This window comes from Pseudoxanthomonas mexicana (genome assembly GCF_014397415.1).
In the GTDB taxonomy this organism is placed as follows: Bacteria; Pseudomonadota; Gammaproteobacteria; order Xanthomonadales; family Xanthomonadaceae; genus Pseudoxanthomonas_A; species Pseudoxanthomonas_A mexicana.
Genome location: NZ_CP060731.1, coordinates 3,517,840 through 3,533,826, shown reverse-complemented (window position 1 = coordinate 3,533,826; position 15,987 = coordinate 3,517,840). Strand labels below are relative to the sequence as shown.

General features: G+C 67.2%; 15 protein-coding genes and 1 tRNA gene. 11 read left to right on the top strand and 5 right to left on the bottom strand.

Annotated elements, in window-relative coordinates; genetic code table 11:
• Window positions 1-9: 9 nt before the first annotated feature.
• Window positions 10-2,571 (bottom strand): NHL domain-containing protein, encoded by a 2,562-nt coding sequence (locus IAE60_RS16540; RefSeq protein ID WP_187573074.1) that lies wholly within the window; start codon window positions 2,569-2,571, stop codon window positions 10-12.
• 317 nt (window positions 2,572-2,888) lie between these two features.
• On the opposite strand from IAE60_RS16540, the gene IAE60_RS16535 reads away from it, so the two are divergent.
• The 3 genes from IAE60_RS16535 to radA all read left to right on the top strand — a co-directional run bounded on the left by IAE60_RS16535 (window position 2,889) and on the right by radA (window position 4,854).
• The gene (locus IAE60_RS16535) at window positions 2,889-3,272 is read left to right on the top strand and encodes a hypothetical protein (protein ID WP_187573073.1); all 384 of its coding nucleotides are present in this window, start codon (window positions 2,889-2,891) and stop codon (window positions 3,270-3,272) included.
• Window positions 3,273-3,285: 13 nt separating this feature from the next.
• Window positions 3,286-3,361: transfer RNA gene (locus tag IAE60_RS16530), tRNA-Thr, on the top strand.
• A 104-nt stretch (window positions 3,362-3,465) separates the two neighbouring features.
• Complete coding sequence (gene radA, locus IAE60_RS16525) at window positions 3,466-4,854, top strand: DNA repair protein RadA (RefSeq protein WP_187573072.1); 1,389 nt, start codon at window positions 3,466-3,468, stop codon at window positions 4,852-4,854.
• A 133-nt stretch (window positions 4,855-4,987) separates the two neighbouring features.
• On the opposite strand, the gene IAE60_RS16520 is transcribed toward radA, so the two are convergent.
• Window positions 4,988-5,506, bottom strand: a complete 519-nt coding sequence (locus IAE60_RS16520) for a demethoxyubiquinone hydroxylase family protein (RefSeq protein WP_221893568.1) — start codon at window positions 5,504-5,506, stop codon at window positions 4,988-4,990.
• Window positions 5,503-6,294 carry a cytochrome C assembly family protein gene (locus tag IAE60_RS16515; protein ID WP_185896637.1) on the bottom strand — a complete coding sequence of 264 codons (792 nt, stop codon included), beginning with the start codon at window positions 6,292-6,294 and terminating at the stop codon, window positions 5,503-5,505. The genes IAE60_RS16520 and IAE60_RS16515 overlap by 4 nt, the downstream gene beginning before the upstream one ends.
• Window positions 6,295-6,413: 119 nt before the next feature.
• Here IAE60_RS16515 and ffh point away from each other — a divergent pair, with 119 nt between their 5' ends.
• The 8 genes from ffh to IAE60_RS16475 all read left to right on the top strand — a co-directional run bounded on the left by ffh (window position 6,414) and on the right by IAE60_RS16475 (window position 12,638).
• Window positions 6,414-7,784, top strand: coding sequence for a signal recognition particle protein (ffh, locus tag IAE60_RS16510; protein ID WP_187573071.1), 1,371 nt, complete (start codon window positions 6,414-6,416; stop codon window positions 7,782-7,784).
• Window positions 7,785-7,884: 100 nt separating this feature from the next.
• Window positions 7,885-8,685, top strand: a complete 801-nt coding sequence (locus tag IAE60_RS16505) for an aminotransferase class IV family protein (protein ID WP_187573070.1) — start codon at window positions 7,885-7,887, stop codon at window positions 8,683-8,685.
• A 105-nt stretch (window positions 8,686-8,790) separates the two neighbouring features.
• Window positions 8,791-9,048 (top strand): 30S ribosomal protein S16, encoded by a 258-nt coding sequence (rpsP, locus tag IAE60_RS16500; protein WP_187573069.1) that lies wholly within the window; start codon window positions 8,791-8,793, stop codon window positions 9,046-9,048.
• A 38-nt stretch (window positions 9,049-9,086) separates the two neighbouring features.
• Window positions 9,087-9,614 carry a ribosome maturation factor RimM gene (gene rimM / locus IAE60_RS16495; RefSeq protein WP_187573068.1) on the top strand — a complete coding sequence of 176 codons (528 nt, stop codon included), beginning with the start codon at window positions 9,087-9,089 and terminating at the stop codon, window positions 9,612-9,614.
• Window positions 9,615-9,738: 124 nt separating this feature from the next.
• On the top strand, window positions 9,739-10,497 hold the full coding sequence (trmD, locus tag IAE60_RS16490; RefSeq protein ID WP_187573067.1) for a tRNA (guanosine(37)-N1)-methyltransferase TrmD: 759 nt from the start codon (window positions 9,739-9,741) through the stop codon (window positions 10,495-10,497).
• Between the two features lie 149 nt (window positions 10,498-10,646).
• On the top strand, window positions 10,647-11,045 hold the full coding sequence (rplS, locus tag IAE60_RS16485) for a 50S ribosomal protein L19 (protein WP_187573066.1): 399 nt from the start codon (window positions 10,647-10,649) through the stop codon (window positions 11,043-11,045).
• Window positions 11,046-11,170: 125 nt separating this feature from the next.
• Complete coding sequence (locus tag IAE60_RS16480) at window positions 11,171-12,193, top strand: PHB depolymerase family esterase (RefSeq protein ID WP_187573065.1); 1,023 nt, start codon at window positions 11,171-11,173, stop codon at window positions 12,191-12,193.
• A gap of 31 nt (window positions 12,194-12,224) precedes the next feature.
• Complete coding sequence (locus IAE60_RS16475; protein ID WP_244966599.1) at window positions 12,225-12,638, top strand: RNA-binding S4 domain-containing protein; 414 nt, start codon at window positions 12,225-12,227, stop codon at window positions 12,636-12,638.
• 46 nt (window positions 12,639-12,684) lie between these two features.
• On the opposite strand, the gene IAE60_RS16470 is transcribed toward IAE60_RS16475, so the two are convergent.
• Window positions 12,685-13,299, bottom strand: coding sequence for a DUF937 domain-containing protein (locus IAE60_RS16470; RefSeq protein WP_162110298.1), 615 nt, complete (start codon window positions 13,297-13,299; stop codon window positions 12,685-12,687).
• A 160-nt stretch (window positions 13,300-13,459) separates the two neighbouring features.
• Complete coding sequence (katG, locus tag IAE60_RS16465; protein ID WP_187573064.1) at window positions 13,460-15,706, bottom strand: catalase/peroxidase HPI; 2,247 nt, start codon at window positions 15,704-15,706, stop codon at window positions 13,460-13,462.
• Between the last annotated feature and the right edge of the window lie 281 nt (window positions 15,707-15,987).

The window sequence follows — 15,987 nt, the reverse complement described above, 5'->3', positions numbered from 1 at the left end:
ACGCCTCCCTCAGCGGCCCAGCCACGCTCTGCGCGGGTACGCGAACCACGCGCCTCCCAGCAATCCGAGCAGTCCCAGCAGCGCCAGGATCGCGAAGAGCCTGCGTGCGCTTTGGGCGCGATCGGTATCGCCACGCGGGGTCATGTTGCGACCGTTGGCGACGCCCGTCGGCTCGCCGGAGCGGGCAGGCGGTGCGATCCCGACGCTTGCCTGGCCGGTCTGGCCCTGGGTGATCGCGCCGTTGATCGCCAGCGCCCCCCAACCACCGGGCACCAGCGGTTGCGACCCGTTCGCGCGGACGAAGCAGTTGCGCCCTTCCAACACCACCAGACCGTAATTCCTGTCTGCCATCGCCACATCCAGGCAGCCATCACCATTGAGGTCACCCACTGACAGTGCCGGCATGTTGGGATTGGAGGATTGCTCCACTTCATACTTGATCTCGACATCCAAACCACCCGTAGGCAGCTGTTGCATGTAGCCGATGGAGCTCCAGCCGCCATGGATCACCAGCAGGTCATCACGGCCGTCATTGTTCATGTCGGCGCTGATCAGTTCGTCCGGAACATCGAATGCTGGCCAAGATGCCTTTTCAATGAAGTTGCCGTCTGGCTGCTGCTTGAACTGCGCATACTTCGCTGACGGCGTGTTCTGCGAGTAAGAAACGATAGCGTCCTTTCTGCCATCGCCATCGAAGTCGCCCAGTGCGTAACCTGGCCCCCAGGACAAGGGCTGGAGGGGGTGCCAGCGTCGCACGGCACCTAGGCTGGTGGCTGCGTCGTGCAGCGTCACTTCGAAGCCGCCGCGATAGTAACCGTCGATGATGTCGCGCCAAGAACTGGTGAGATCCAGAAATCCATCGTTGTTGACGTCGGTTGCGCGCAGACTGCCCCAGTTCACGTTCGACGGCCGTGGGCGAAAACTCTGTCGAGGAAAGCCGCCCGTTCCATTGCCGTAGTAAGTCAGCAAGCCCACCTGATCGCTGGGGCTGGTGCCGCCCTCGCTCCTGCCGCCACTCAGGGTTACGACATCGAGCCGGCCATCCCTGTCCACATCCAACAGCGCAAGGCTGAGGACCGCCTGCGCTCCAGCAGTCTGCGAGGGGTAGTTGAGCCCAGGCCCCAGGCCGGACGGCGAGCCGAGGAAGATGGTGATGCCGTTGAGGGTGCCGACCACTACGTCGTCGAAACCGTCGCCGTTGAAATCACCCGTGGCCAGGCCGCTGCCTGTACGTCCCCCGAGAACATCTCCGGAGAAGGGGTAACCCACGGGTGAGGCCAGCGTCCCGTCCGGCTTCTGCACGAAAAGCCAGACGCGGAAGTCCTTTGCAGGCTCTGCGTAGGACCCCGACCAGCTCGATGTCGTGAGCAGCGCATCTTTCCGGCCATCGCCCGTGATATCACCCACGGCCACGTGCCGGACATAGCTGCCCACGCCGTAGATCTTCTGTGGGGAAAACGCATTCACGCCGGCAGGCGTACGCGGCGTTGGGACGGGCGTCACCTTGCGGATGCGGTGATTGCGGGTGTCCGCGATGTACAGATTGTCCTGGCCATCGACGGCCAGCCCCTCCGGTTCGTAGAGCCATGCATCGAGCGCCGGACCGCCGTCGCCCCTGAAGCCGAAAGGTGCTCCGATCACTTGGCCGCCACCGTCGATCGACGTGGCCACGGCATCTCCGATGATGCCGTCGAGATTGATGGTGCGCACCACGTTGCCGCGCAGGGCAACATAGGTATTGCCGCGCGAATCTATCGTGACGCCGGTGGGCATGTGGAGGCGCGAGTTGCGCGCCACGGGGTCTACACGGAACGGCCCACTGCCGGCAATCGTCGAGATCGTTCCATCGAGCGCAATGCGCCGGATCCGATCGTTGTTGTCGGCCAGGTAGAGCCGTCCACTCCGGTCGAAGGTCAGTGCGTTCGTGCTGGCCAGACGCGCCGCCGTGGCAGGCCCGCCATCGCCGGACGTTCCGTACTCGCCGTTGCCTGCGACCAGGACAAGATTGCCCGACGGACCCACCTTCCAGATCCGTGACTGATCCAGCACATGGACCTGTCCTGAGGGGCTGACGGCGAGGCGTGTGGGGAACGACAGGCCGCTTGCGACGAGGGTACTGATGGTGCCGTTGGGCGACACCTTGCGGATCCTGCCATTCGCACCGTCTGCGATGAAGAGATTGCCGCTCGCATCAACCGCGATTCCGCGCACGTCGATCGCCGCCGTCGTCGCTGGCTTGCCGTCGCCGTCGTACATCTGTTGCCCGTTGCCGGCCACGGTGGTGATGATGCCGTTGGCACCGATCCTGCGCACCTTGAAGCCATAGCGTTCAGCGATGAACACGTTGCCCGAGGGATCGATAGCCACATCGACGGGCTCTTCGAGCCGTGCCTGGGTGGCAGGCCCGCCGTCGCCATTGCCGGAGCCCGGGTTGCCGCCACCGGCGATCGTGGTGATGGTCTGTGCATGTACGGAGTACCCCGCCAGGCAAGCCATGCAGGCCAGCCAAGCTCCCAGCACGGCACGGCGACGCGTTGCGCGCGTCGGATCAGTTCGCGGAACCTGGTCCATGGTTGAGTCTCCTTGCCGACGATGTCGGGCTGTTTAGTGTGCGTCGGCAGCACGCCGACCATGGACCAAGGGTGGTGCCATGCCCCATGGCTATCATGCCTTACTCCACGCCCTCCGCACGACGCGCGCGAGGGCTCGATGGGAGGCCCGTCCAGTCTGGCCGATCCCAGCCTCAAGCCGGCCACGTGAGACGTGGCAGCACCAAGCCAAAGACGTTCGTGCTAGCGGGGTAGAACCCCACTGAGAAAGACGGCATGGTCTGTCTATCCGGCCAATAGCTGCCAGCGGATACCCGGCAAGGCGACGTTACGCTGCAGGTGGATGACAAGGAGCTGGTGCCACTCGACGCGACATCACACCTCGCGGTGTTCGTCGACATCGACACGCGCCATCAGGCCAAGCTTCGAAGGAGAGAGGGGCAAGCGCAGGTCTTGGAAGTCGATTTCAAGCAGACGCCCAACGGCAGTGCATGCCTTCGCTACGATCCAGACCACCGCGAATGGGCCATCACGCCAAGTGACAAGCGAAATGTGTGTCTGGATTGCGCGCCCGATTGGGTCCATCAAGAGCCGGCGTACACCTCGCCGAGCACTGGCAAGGAACAGCTTCCCGATGCCGGCTGGCGACTATTCCGGCTTCCCAAAGGCTTACCACCCCATCCCCAACACCCCGCATTGACCCGCCCCCACCCCAACCCCTAAAATTCGCGGCTCCGCCGGAATAGCTCAGTTGGTAGAGCGGCGCATTCGTAATGCGTAGGTCGTAGGTTCGATTCCTATTTCCGGCACCAGTTGTGACAAGGCCCCGCTTCGGCGGGGCTTTGTTTTTTCCGGGTCTCGCCCCCGGAGACGGCGGCCCGATACAGTAGCCGCTCGCCGTCCCGACAGGTTTCCCGTGGCCAAGACCTCCGCCAAGTCCCGTACCGCCTACGTCTGCACCGAGTGCGGGGCCGACCACAGCAAATGGCAGGGCCAGTGCGCCGACTGCGGCGCCTGGAACTCCCTCAGCGAGATCGTCCTGGAGACCTCTGCCGGCGCCCCGGCCGCCGCCCGCCGCTCCGGCTGGGCCGGCAAGGCCGAGGCACCCAGGATCACCGCCCTGAAGGACGTGCGCCACAGCGAAGAGGCCCGGGTGACCACCGGCATCGGCGAGTTCGACCGCGTGCTGGGTGGCGGCCTGGTGGAAGGGGCCGTGGTGCTAGTGGGCGGCGACCCCGGCATCGGCAAGTCCACCCTGCTGCTGCAGGCCCTGGCCCGGATGTCGGCCAGCCTGCCGGCGCTGTACGTCACCGGCGAGGAATCGCTGGCCCAGGTCGCCGGCCGCGCCGTGCGCCTGGACCTGCCGCTGGACAACCTGCAGGCGCTGGCCGAGACCGGCATCGAGACCATCCTGCAGCATGCCTCGGTGGCGCGGCCGAAGCTGATCGTCGCCGACTCCGTGCAGACCCTGTGGACCGAATCGCTGACCGCCGCGCCCGGCTCCGTCAGCCAGGTGCGCGAGAGCGCGGCCCGGCTGGTGCGCTACGCCAAGGAGACCGGCACGGCCGTGTTCTTGGTGGGCCACGTGACCAAGGAAGGCGGTATCGCCGGCCCGCGCGTGCTCGAGCACATGGTCGATGCCGTGCTGTATTTCGAAGGCGAGAGCGGCAGCCGCTTCCGCGTGTTGCGTGCGTTCAAGAACCGCTTCGGCGCGGTCAACGAACTGGGCGTGTTCGCGATGGGTGAGAAGGGTCTGAAGGAAGTGCCCAACCCGTCGGCGATCTTCCTGTCCGGCAGCGCCCAGCAGCCCGGCAGCTGCGTGATGGTCACCCGCGAAGGCACGCGTCCGCTGCTAGTGGAAGTACAGGCGCTGGTGGACAGCTCACCACTCTCCAACCCGCGCCGCGTGGCGGTGGGCCTGGAACAGAACCGGCTGGCCATGCTGCTGGCCGTGCTGCACCGGCACGGCGGCGTGGTGGTGGGCGACCAGGACGTGTTCGTGAATGTTGTCGGCGGCATCCGCGTGCAGGAAACCGCGGCCGACCTGCCGGTGCTGCTGGCGGTGCTGTCCTCGCTGCGCGATCGCCCGCTGGCCGAGAAGACCGTGGCCTTCGGCGAAGTGGGCCTCTCGGGCGAGATCCGCCCCGTGCCCAACGGCGAGGAACGCCTGCGCGAAGCGGCCACGCATGGTTTCAAGCGCGCCATCGTGCCCAAGGGCAACGCGCCGAAGTCGGGCACGTTCAAGGGCCTGGAAGTCGTGGCGGTGGAGCGGCTGTCGCAGGCGCTGGAAGCGGCGGCGGAGTAGGGCTCATGCGGCTTTTGTAGGAGCGACGTGAGTCGCGACCGCGAGATCGATTTGTCCTTGGAAAGTCGGTGCACGCGTCAGCCGTGCGGTCGCGACTGACGTCGCTCCTACAAGGAGCAGGTCGCGACGAGCATCAGAGGCGCATGCCCAGCCAGATCACCGCCTCGGTCGACGCGCGCACGACCGGTGTCAGGATCGGCGGCCAGAAGGCGCCCGCCTGCATTGCGTCGCGGCCGTGATCGTGGTGCTCCTGTTCTTCCGCGATGATGCGCGACACGGTGTCGAAAGCGTCCGGGTCGGCGGTCTCCAGCTGCCGCCGTTGTTCCAGAAGGTGCTGCAACACCACGCTTTCAACGGCATACGTGGTCGCCGCGATGGCTGACGCGCCCAGCAGGCCGGTCACCAGCCCCAGCGTCCAGCCTCCCACCCCGCACAACACATAGCTGTGGCAGCGGCGGACACCTCGCGCCTGGAGCTGGCCCCAGAACAGCGCGCGGTGGCCAAGCTCGTGCTCCAGGAAGTACCGGAGTACCGGTGTCATGTGCGGTGCCGTCCAGTGTGCCACCAGGATCTGCGCGCGGTAGATGTTGACGGCGCCGTGTTCGCCCGCGTGATCGACCTTCAGGATCCGGTCGCCCAGACGCGTACTCAACCCCGCCTCAACACCATCTCGTACACGAACTTGCTGCCGAAGAACGCCAGCAGCAGCAGCGCCATCGCGGTCAGGGTCCAGTGCACCGCCTTGGCGCCGCGCCAGCCGTAGCGCCAGCGGCCCATCAGCAGGCCGCCGAAGACCAGCCACGAGAGCACGCTGAGTACCGTCTTGTGGGTGAGCTTCTGGACCAGGAAGTTCTCGACGAACAGCACGCCGGTCAGCAGCGTGGCGGTCAGCAGAATGAAGCCCACCGTGATCGTGCGGAACAGCAGGTCTTCCAACTCCGTCAACGGGGGCAGGGCGCGCAGCCAGAGGTGGAATTCGCGCCGGCGCAAGGCGCGTTCCTGCGCCCACAGCATCACCGCCAGCAGCGCGGCGATGGCCAGCGCCGCATAGGCCAGGAGCGCCAGCCAGGCATGCAGCTGCAGGCGCCAGTCCAGCCCGCTGGAGGCCTGGTGGCCATACAGGTGGTAGGCGGCCAGCAGCGCGGCCGCGAGCGGGAAGGCCACCACTCCCAGCGCCGCCATCCGGCCCTGGATGGCCACCAGCAGCGTCATCGCCGCCATGCCCAGCGACACCAGTGAAAGGGCCGCGAAGAAGTGCATGTCCGGCCCCCCCGGCGTGCGCCAGGCCACCAGCAGGTGGTAGGCCGCGTGCAGCGTCACGGCGCCCAGTGCTGGCCACAGCCAGGGACGTGAGGGCTCGCCTGCATCGCCGGCGACGGACCGGACCAGCAGGCCGGCGGCGAGCAGGTAAAGGACAACCGCGATGAGAATGACTGTCATCAGGGAAGTGTCGCACAGCAGACGGCACCGGCGCAGGCGCATGCGGATCTCATGACGCAGGGCGGCCGGGCCGGGGCCGCTATAATCGCCGTCCGTTTTCCCCTGGCATGCCTGCTTCCATGTTCGAATCCCTGACCCAGCGCCTCTCCGGCACCATCGAGCGCTTGCGCGGCCGTGGCCGCCTGAGCGAGGAGAACATCCGCGAGGCCACCCGCGAGGTCCGCATCGCCCTGCTGGAGGCCGACGTGGCCCTGCCGGTGGTGCAGGCGCTGATCGAGCGCATCAAGGTGCGCGCCGTTGGCCAGGAAGTGCTGAAGTCGCTCACCCCGGGCCAGGCGCTGATCAAGGTGGTCCGCGACGAGCTGACCGCGGTGATGGGCTCGCAGGCCAGTGACCTGAACCTCAACGTGCCCGCGCCCGCCGTCATCCTGATGGCCGGCCTGCAGGGTGCCGGCAAGACCACCACCGTCGGCAAGCTGGCCAAGCACCTGCGCGAGAAGCGCAAGAAGAAGGTGATGGTCGTCAGCGCCGACGTCTACCGCCCGGCCGCGATCGAGCAGTTGAAGACGCTGGCCCAGCAGGTGGACGTGCTGTTCTTCCCGTCCGACGCCGGGCAGAAGCCGGAGGACATCGTCCGCGCCGCCATCGACGACGCGCGCAAGTCCTTCGTCGACGTGCTGCTGGTCGATACCGCCGGCCGCCTGGCGATCGACGAGGCCATGATGGCCGAGATCAAGGCGCTGCACGCGGCGGTCAAGCCGGTGGAGACGCTGTTCGTCGTCGATGCGATGACCGGCCAGGACGCGGCCAACACCGCCAAGGCGTTCAGCGAGGCGCTGCCGCTGACCGGTGTGGTGCTGACCAAGACCGACGGCGATGCGCGCGGCGGCGCGGCGCTGTCGGTGCGCTACATCACCGGCAAGCCGATCAAGTTCATCGGCGTGGGCGAGAAGCCCGACGGGCTGGACGTGTTCCACCCCGAGCGCGTGGCCAACCGCATTCTCGACATGGGCGACGTGCTGTCGCTGGTTGAGCAGGTCGAGCAGAACGTCGACCGCGAGAAGGCCGAGAAGCTGGCGGCCAAGGTCATCAAGGGCAAGAAGTTCGACCTCAACGACATGCGCGACCAGTTGGAGCAGATGCAGAACATGGGCGGCATCGGCGGCCTGATGGACAAGCTGCCGGGCATGGGCCAGATCCCCGAGCACGTGAAGCAGCAGGTGCAGCAGGGCAAGGAAGTGCCGCGCATGATCGCCATCATCAATTCGATGACGAAGAAGGAGCGTCGCAATCCGGCGCTGCTGAACGGTTCGCGCCGCGCCCGCATCGCCAAGGGCGCGGGCCTGACCCCGGCCGACGTCAACAAGCTGATGAAGCAGTACCAGCAGATGGAAAAGATGATGGGCAAGCTGGCCGGCGGCGGCATGAAGGGCCTGATGCGCAACATGAAGGGCATGATGGGCGGCCGCGGCGGCATGCCGTTCCGCTGATGCTTTCGCTTGTTGTGGGAGCGACGTAAGTCGCGATCTTGCCTCCGTTCATCGCGACTCTCGTCGCTCCCACATTTGATTGAAGCGGAGATCCGGCCGCATGACCCCCGCCTTCCTCAACGGTAAACCCGCCCCCGCGGACGCGCTGCGCGCGCTGGCACTGTCCAACTACGGCCACTTCACCTCGATGCAGGTGCGCAACGGCGCCGTGCAGGGGCGCGAGTTGCACGTCAAACGACTGGAAGACGCGACGCAGGGGCTGTTCGGCACCTCGCTCGATGGCGCGTCGGCCCTGCAGCAGGCGGCGCATGCGCTGGCATCGGCCGGCCTGCGCGATGCGTCCGTGCGCGTCACCGTGTTCTCCACGCAGTTCGACTACCGCGATCCGGCGCGTGCCGTGGCGCCGGATGTCCTGATCACGCTGTCGCCGCCCTCCTCGGCGGAGAAGCCGGCGCTGCGGGTGAAGACGTACCCGTTCGTGCGCCCGCTGCCGCAGTTCAAGCATGTGGGCACGTTCCCGCTGTTCCACTATCGACGGCAGGCGTTGGCGGACGGGTTCGATGATGCGCTGTTCGTCGATCCGACGGGGCAGGTGGTGGAGGGTTCGATCTGGAATCTGGGCCTGTGGGACGGCGACGCCATCACCTGGCCAGAGGGGCCGGCGCTGCGGGGGACGGCCGAATGCTTGCTGCAGGCTGCCTTGACCCGGGCCGGCGTGCCCCAGCGGTCGACGCCGGTCCTTCGGCATGATCTGGGGCGGTTCCGGGCTGCTTTTGCCTGCAACGCCAGTGGGTTACAGCCGGTGGTGGGCGTCGATGACGTCGCATGGGGCGTTGATACGGCCCTGATGGCGCGGCTGGCGGGGGTGTTTGAGGCGGTGTCGTGGGAGCCGCTGGCCTGACCACGGTGACGGGAGAGCCCGGGTGGGTTTTCCTGAGCGATTCAATGGCTTAGAATAGCGGGCTTACCTCGCCATTCTGGCGACTGGGCAGCACTGGAAAACACCATGGTCAAGATCCGTCTCACCCGCGGCGGCGCGAAGAAGCGCCCCTTCTACCACATCATCGTCACCGACTCGCGCAGCGCGCGTGACGGCCGCAACATCGAGCGCGTGGGATACTACAACCCGGTCGCCGCCGGCAACGAAAAGCGCGTCGAACTCGACGTGGCCCGCGTCGACCATTGGGTCGGCAACGGCGCGCAGCTGACCGAAAAGGTCCGCAACCTGTACAAGGAAGTCGCCAAGTCCGCTTCGGCGGCCTGAGCGACCCGGCCGCGCACGCCGCGCGGCCTTCCGTCCGCATGAACACCGAGCGCCCACCGACTCCGCAGAAGATGATTCTGCTGGGAAGGCTACTGGGCGCTTTTGGTGTGCGCGGCCAGATCAAGATCGAATCCTGGACCGAGCCGCGCGAGGCCATCTTCCGCTACCAGCCGTGGACGCTGCGCGATGCCGCCGGCGTCGAGCGCGAGCTCAGTGGCGCGCGTGGCAAGGCGTCCGGCAAGCACCTGGTGGCGACGTTGCCGGGGGTGGAGGATCGCGACCAGGTGGAAGCGATGCGCGGGCAGGAGATCTTCGTCCCGCGCTCCGCGCTGCCGCCGCCGAGCGCCGGCGAATTCTACTGGGTCGATCTGGAAGGCCTGCGCGTGGTCAATGTGGACGGCACCGACCTCGGCACCGTCTCGCACCTGTTCTCGACCGGTGCCAACGACGTGCTGGTGGCGCGTGGCGACCGCGAGCGCCTGATCCCGTTCGTCGATCCCGACTACATCCGCTCGGTGGATTTCGAGGCCGGTGTGGTCACCGTGGACTGGGACCCCGAATTCTAGGAGTGAGTGGAGAAGTGAGTGGGCACTGCAGTCGGTGCCGGCCCTGCCTTACTCCGGCGCCTTGCCATTCGAAGCGCAGCCGCTCTCCCTCGTTCCTCACTTCTCTCCACTTACTCCTCGCCCCATGCGCATCGACGTCATGACCCTGTTCCCCGACTTCATCGCCCAGGCGGCAGCCGTGGGCGTGGTGGGACGTGCACAGGAGCGCGGACTGCTGTCGCTGCATGGCTGGAATCCGCGCGATTACGCCGCCGGCGGCTACCGCCGGGTGGATGACCGCCCGTTCGGTGGCGGCCCGGGCATGGTGATGCTGCTCGAGCCCCTGCGGGCGTGTCTCGAAGCGGTCCGGGCGGCGGATCCGGTCCCGGCGCCGGTGATCTACATGAGCCCGCAGGGCGCGCCGCTCACCCAGAAGAAAGCACGCGAACTGGCGGCGCTGCCGCGCATGATCCTGCTGTGCGGTCGCTACGAGGGCGTGGACGAGCGCTTCCTTGAAGCCGAAGTCGACGAGGAATTGTCGATTGGGGACTACGTGCTGTCCGGCGGCGAACTGGCGGCGGCCGTGGTCATCGACGCGGTCGGGCGCCTGCAGGAAGGTGCTCTGAACGATGCGGAGTCGGCCATCCAGGACAGTTTCGAGGGGGACGGCCTGCTGGACTGCCCGCACTACACCCAGCCTTCGAGCCATCCGCTGGGCGACGTGCCGGCCGTCCTGCGCTCCGGCGACCATGCGGCCATCGCGCGCTGGCGCCGCCAGCAGGCGCTGGGCCGGACCTGGCTCCGTCGCCCGGACCTGCTGGACGAGGCCGGCCTGTCCAAGGCCGACCGGCTGCTGCTGGAGGCGTTCAGAGCCGCTCTGGCGGGCCGGGACGGGGCAGGGTAGCCACCCGGCCGGGAAATCCGGTAGAATGCGCGACCCTCGGGCGGTTCACGCCCCCGGATCCCATAAGAATATCGTGCAGCGCAATCCGGCGACTGCATCAGTTTCCGCTGTCGCAAGACACGATCACGCATACAAGCATTGGTGCCAACATGAGCAAGCTCCTCCAGGAATTCGAAGCCTCCCAGATCACGCGCGAGCTGCCCGCGTTCGGCCCCGGTGACACGGTCGTCGTCAACGTGAAGGTCAAGGAAGGCAACCGCGAGCGCGTGCAGGCGTACGAAGGCGTCGTCATCGCCAAGAAGAACGCCGGCCTGAACTCCGCTTTCACCGTGCGCAAGATCTCGCATGGCTACGGCGTCGAGCGCGTGTTCCAGACCCACAGCGCCTCGATCGACTCGGTCGAAGTGAAGCGCCGCGGCAAGGTCCGCGCTGGCAAGCTGTACTACCTGCGCGACCTGGAAGGCAAGGCTGCCCGCATCAAGGAAGACCTGGCCGCCAACGCCGCCGCCAAGGCCGCCCGCCAGGCCGCTGCCGCCGCTGCTGACTAAACGCGCGTCCGTTACCGGATACGCAACGAAGCCCCGGCCTGTGCCGGGGCTTTTTGCTTTAATGTCCCCTCCTGCACGATGAGCCCCGGTGCACGCGGATGAGGCGGTGCGCGATTGCGATCTGCATGATGGCTGCCCTGGCATGGCCGGCTGTCCTGGTCGCCGGCCAGGGGCGTCAGGACGACGTTCGCCTGGATGCGCCTTCTCCGCTCGCGGGCGCCCGTGAGATCGCACGCCGCACGCAGACGCCCACCACCTTCGATCGCATGCAGCGGTATGTGTCCGGCTCAGGGCGCCAACTGGCCGAGCAGACGGTGGATATCGCGCAGGCCCGCTTCGACGTCTTCGTCCCGCGGAAACCGCCGCCCCCGCGCGGCTATGCACTGCTCGTCTGGATTCCGCCCCAGGACGCGTACCGTGCGCCCATGGACTGGATGCCGACCCTCGAAGCGCACGGCATGATCTATGTGTCGCCCCGCGAAGCGGGAAACGAAGCGATCGTGTTCGATCGCCGCATGCCGTTGGCGCTGCATGCGGCGCACGGCATCGCCGCGCGGTATCCGGTGGACCCCGAGCGCGTGTTCGTCGGCGGGTTCTCGGGAGGTTCGCGGACGGCGTTGAGGGTCGCGCTGGCCTATCCGGACGTGTTCCGTGGTGCGCTTCTGAATGCGGGGAGCGACGCCATCGGGAGCACGCGTTTGACCGCGCCGCCTGCCGATCTGATGCGACTGTTCCAGACGACGGTGCGTCTGGCCTACGTTACCGGCGCGCACGACCTGCCCAATCGTCGTGCGGACGCGGCCAGTCAGCGCTCCATGCAGGAATTCTGCGTGCAACAGGTGTATCGCCACTCGATGGGATCGCGCGGCCACGCCACGCCGGACGGGCGGGCCTTCCAGAAGGTGCTGGCATGGTTGGATGCGCCCTTGCCGCCGCCCGACCACGCCGCTCTGGAAGCATGCAGGAGAGGGCTGAGCGATCGCGTGCACGCCGACCTGGCGCAGGTGCGGGGGCTGCTCGACGGCGGCGATCTGGTGGCGGCCGGCATGGCACTGGGCGACGCGGACCAGCGTTGGGGCGGGCTGGCGGCACCAGAGAGCGTCGAACTGGCGCGCAGGATCGCCACAGGACTGGCGGAGACCCGGTAGGGTAGGCATCAAAGTGATGCGCGAGGACGTGATGAATTTGGGATCGGATGAGCAGGGCATGGCGACCCTGAGGCTGGACATCTGGCTCTGGGCCGCCCGCTTCTACAAGACCCGCAGCTTGGCCAAGCAGGCCATCGTGACCGGCAAAGTCGACGTGGGCGGACAACGGGCCAAGTCCTCGCGCGCCGTGCGCGTGGGCGATGTCCTGGCGATCACGCGCGGTGACGATACCTACGAGATCGAAGTGCGCGGGCTCAGCGATCAGCGTGGGCCTGCCCCCGCAGCGCAGGCGCTGTATGTCGAATCCGAAGCCTCGCGTGCACGGCGCGAAGCGGCCCTGGCGCAGCGGCGGGCCGAGCGCGCCGGCTACCAGGCGCCACAGTCCAGACCCGACAAGCGTGCGCGGCGCCTGATCCGCGCGCTGGGCGACATCGACGCGATGTAAAAAGAAGGGCGCCGAGGCGCCCTTCGTCTTGCATGATGCCGGCCGCTCAGCGTCCGCCGCCGAACATGCCGCTGCCGATCTTGAGGATGTCCCCCAGGCCCAGCTGGCCGTCGCCATCCTGGTCGAGCACCGCACCGAGCAGTCCGCCGCCCAGGCCGCCCTGCTGCTGCACCTGGCGCTGCTCCTGGCCCAGTACTTCGGCCAGTCCCAGCGGATTGTTCTGCGCGCCGCCCTGGCTCATGCGCTGGGCGATGAAGGCCAGCACGATGGGCGCTAGGATCTTCAGCAACTGGCCCGCACGCTCACCCCCCAGGCCGGTGGCCTGGCCCAGGCCCAGTTCGGCCCGGTTCTGCTGACCCCCGAAGATGTGGCCGAGGATGCCGGCGCCATTGGCCTGCGGCGACGAAGCGCCGCCCAGCACCGCGCCCAGCACGCTGCCAAGGTCGAGACCGGCGTGGTTGCGCTGCAGGGCGCCGAACAGGGCTTCCGCGCCTTGCGGCTGCGCCGTGTTGCGACCCAGCGCGCCCAATAGCAGCGGAAGCGCGGCACTCACCGCGCTGGAGGCCTGCATCTGCCCGATGCCGAGTTGCTGGGAGACCTGCTGCAGCGGGGCGCCCTGCAACTGGGCGAAGAGATCTTCGGCGAGGGATGCGTTGCTCATCGTGCGGTCGTCCTCCTGGACGGGGATGGAGAGTTGCGGATGATGCTAGCGCCAATCTGACCGGCCACCGACTCACAATTCCCGTGGACCGACCGGCGGACACGACAACGCCGCATGCCGGATCCGGCCATGCGGCGTCGCGAAGGCCTGCGGTGGAAGATCAGTGCAGGTCGAAACGGTCCAGTTCCATCACCTTCGTCCAGGCCGCCACGAAGTCCTTCACGAACTTCTCACTGCCATCCGCGCTGGCATAGACCTCGGCCAGTGCGCGCAGCACCGAGTTCGAGCCGAAGACCAGGTCGACCCGGCTCCCGGTCCACTTCTTCGCCCCCGTCTTGCGCTCATGCCCCGCGTAGCGGTTGTCGCCGGTGGGCTTCCACTCCGTGCCCATGTCGAGCAGGTTGACGAAGAAGTCGTTGCTCAGCATGCCGGGCCTGTCGGTGAGCACGCCCGTGTCGCTGCCGTCCGCATTGGCGCCCAGTACGCGCAGGCCGCCGACCAGCACCGTCATTTCCGGTGCCGTGAGGGTCAGCAATTGCGCCTTGTCGACCAGCAGGTGTTCGGCGGGCACGACCGAGCGTCCCTTGAGGTAATTGCGGAACCCATCGGCGAAGGGCTCCAGCACGGCGAACGACGCGACATCGGTCTGGTCCTGGCGTGCATCGGTGCGGCCGGGACGGAACGGCACCGTGACGTCGACGCCGCCCGCCTTCGCTGCCTGCTCCACGCCCACACCGCCGGCCAGCACGATGAGATCTGCCAGCGACACTTTCTTGCCGCCGCTGGCCTCCAGGTTGAATTCCATCTGGATGCGTTCGAGTGCCTTCAGCACCTTCGCCAGCTGATCGGGTCGGTTGACCGCCCAGTCCTTCTGCGGCGCCAGGCGGATACGCGCGCCGTTCGCACCGCCGCGCTTGTCGCCGCCGCGGAACGTCGACGCCGACGCCCACGCCGTGGCGACCAGCTCGGACACGGACAGTCCCGAGGCCGCCACCTTGCCCTTCAACGTAGCGATGTCGGCCGCATCGATGGGTGCGTAGTCGGCATTGGGCAGCGGGTCCTGCCAGATCAGTTCTTCCTTGGGCACTTCCGGACCCAGGTAGCGCGCGCGCGGGCCCATGTCGCGATGGGTCAGCTTGAACCACGCCCGCGCGAACGCATCGGCGAACGCCTGCGGATTCTCCAGAAAGCGCTTGGAGATCGGCCCGTAGATCGGATCGAAGCGCAGCGACAGGTCGGTGGTCAGCATCTTGGGGCGCTGCTTGCGGGTGGGGTCGTGCGCGAGCGGCACGTCCTCCGGCGCGTTCTTGGCGACCCATTGGTGGGCGCCGGCAGGCGACTTCTCCAGCTCCCATTCGAACCCGAACAGGTTCTCGAAGAACTTGTTGCTCCACAGCGTGGGCGTCTGCGTCCAGGTGACCTCGATGCCCGAGGTGATGGTGTCGCCGCCCTTGCCGCTGCCGAACCTGTTGTGCCAGCCCAGGCCCTGCTGTTCCAGTTCGCCCGCTTCCGGTTCGGCCCCCACGTTGTCGGCGGGGCCGGCACCATGCGTCTTGCCGAAGGTATGGCCTCCGGCGATGAGGGCGACGGTTTCCTCGTCGTCCATCGCCATGCGGGCGAAGGTGTCGCGGATGTCCTTCGCCGCGAGCAGGGGATCGGGATTGCCGTCGGGGCCTTCCGGGTTCACGTAGATCAGACCCATCTGCACGGCCGCCAGCGGATTCTCCAGCCGGCGCGAATGCACGTTGCCGTCCGCCGTGTCGTCCGCAACCAGCACACCTTCGTCGCCGGGCTTCTCCACGCCCTCGGAGCCGTGCGCATAGCGGATGTCGCCGCCCAGCCACGTGGTCTCGCGGCCCCAGTACACGTCCTGGTCCGGTTCCCAGGTGTCCTCACGCCCACCGCCGAAGCCGAAAGTGCGGAAGCCCATCGTTTCCAGCGCGACGTTGCCGGCCAGGATCATCAGGTCGGCCCACGAGATGGCCTGCCCGTATTTCTGCTTGATCGGCCACAGCAGGCGGCGCGCCTTGTCCAGGCTGACGTTGTCGGGCCAGCTGTTGAGCGGCGCGAAGCGCTGCTGTCCGCGGCCGCCGCCGCCGCGCCCGTCGCCGATGCGGTAGGTGCCTGCGCTATGCCAGGCCATGCGGACGAAAAGGCCGCCGTAGTGGCCGAAATCGGCCGGCCACCAGTCCTGCGAATCGGTCATCAGGTCGCGCAGGTCCTTCTTCAGCGCGTGGTAGTCGACCTTCTTGAACGCCTCGGCGTAGTCGAAGCCGGGGTCGAGCGGGTTGGAGCGCGACGAGTGCTGGTTCAGCAGGTCCAGGCGCAACTGGTTGGGCCACCAGTCGCGATTGCCGGTACCGCCACCCGCAGTCGGATGGAACGGGCACTTGGATTCAGTGGTCATGGCGGGGCTTCCTAGGGCAGTGGGGTGTTTCAGGAGGGGGCGGGAATGCGTCGGTGCAGAAAGGAAAAAGCGACGCGCGATGCGACGTGCGCTTCGCAGCGAGCGGGGGAGGAGGGTGCAGGGAGGACGGCAGGGCGGGTGTGCACACGGCTGACGTCCTCGAGGGCGTGGGCGGATGGCGACCAGACTAGGCAGTGCAGACGATCAAGGAAAATCGTTTTTTGCGAAGAGTCCGATAGCGGCATTCAATGGTGCGTTGCGCCATCCGTCGGCATCCCCCC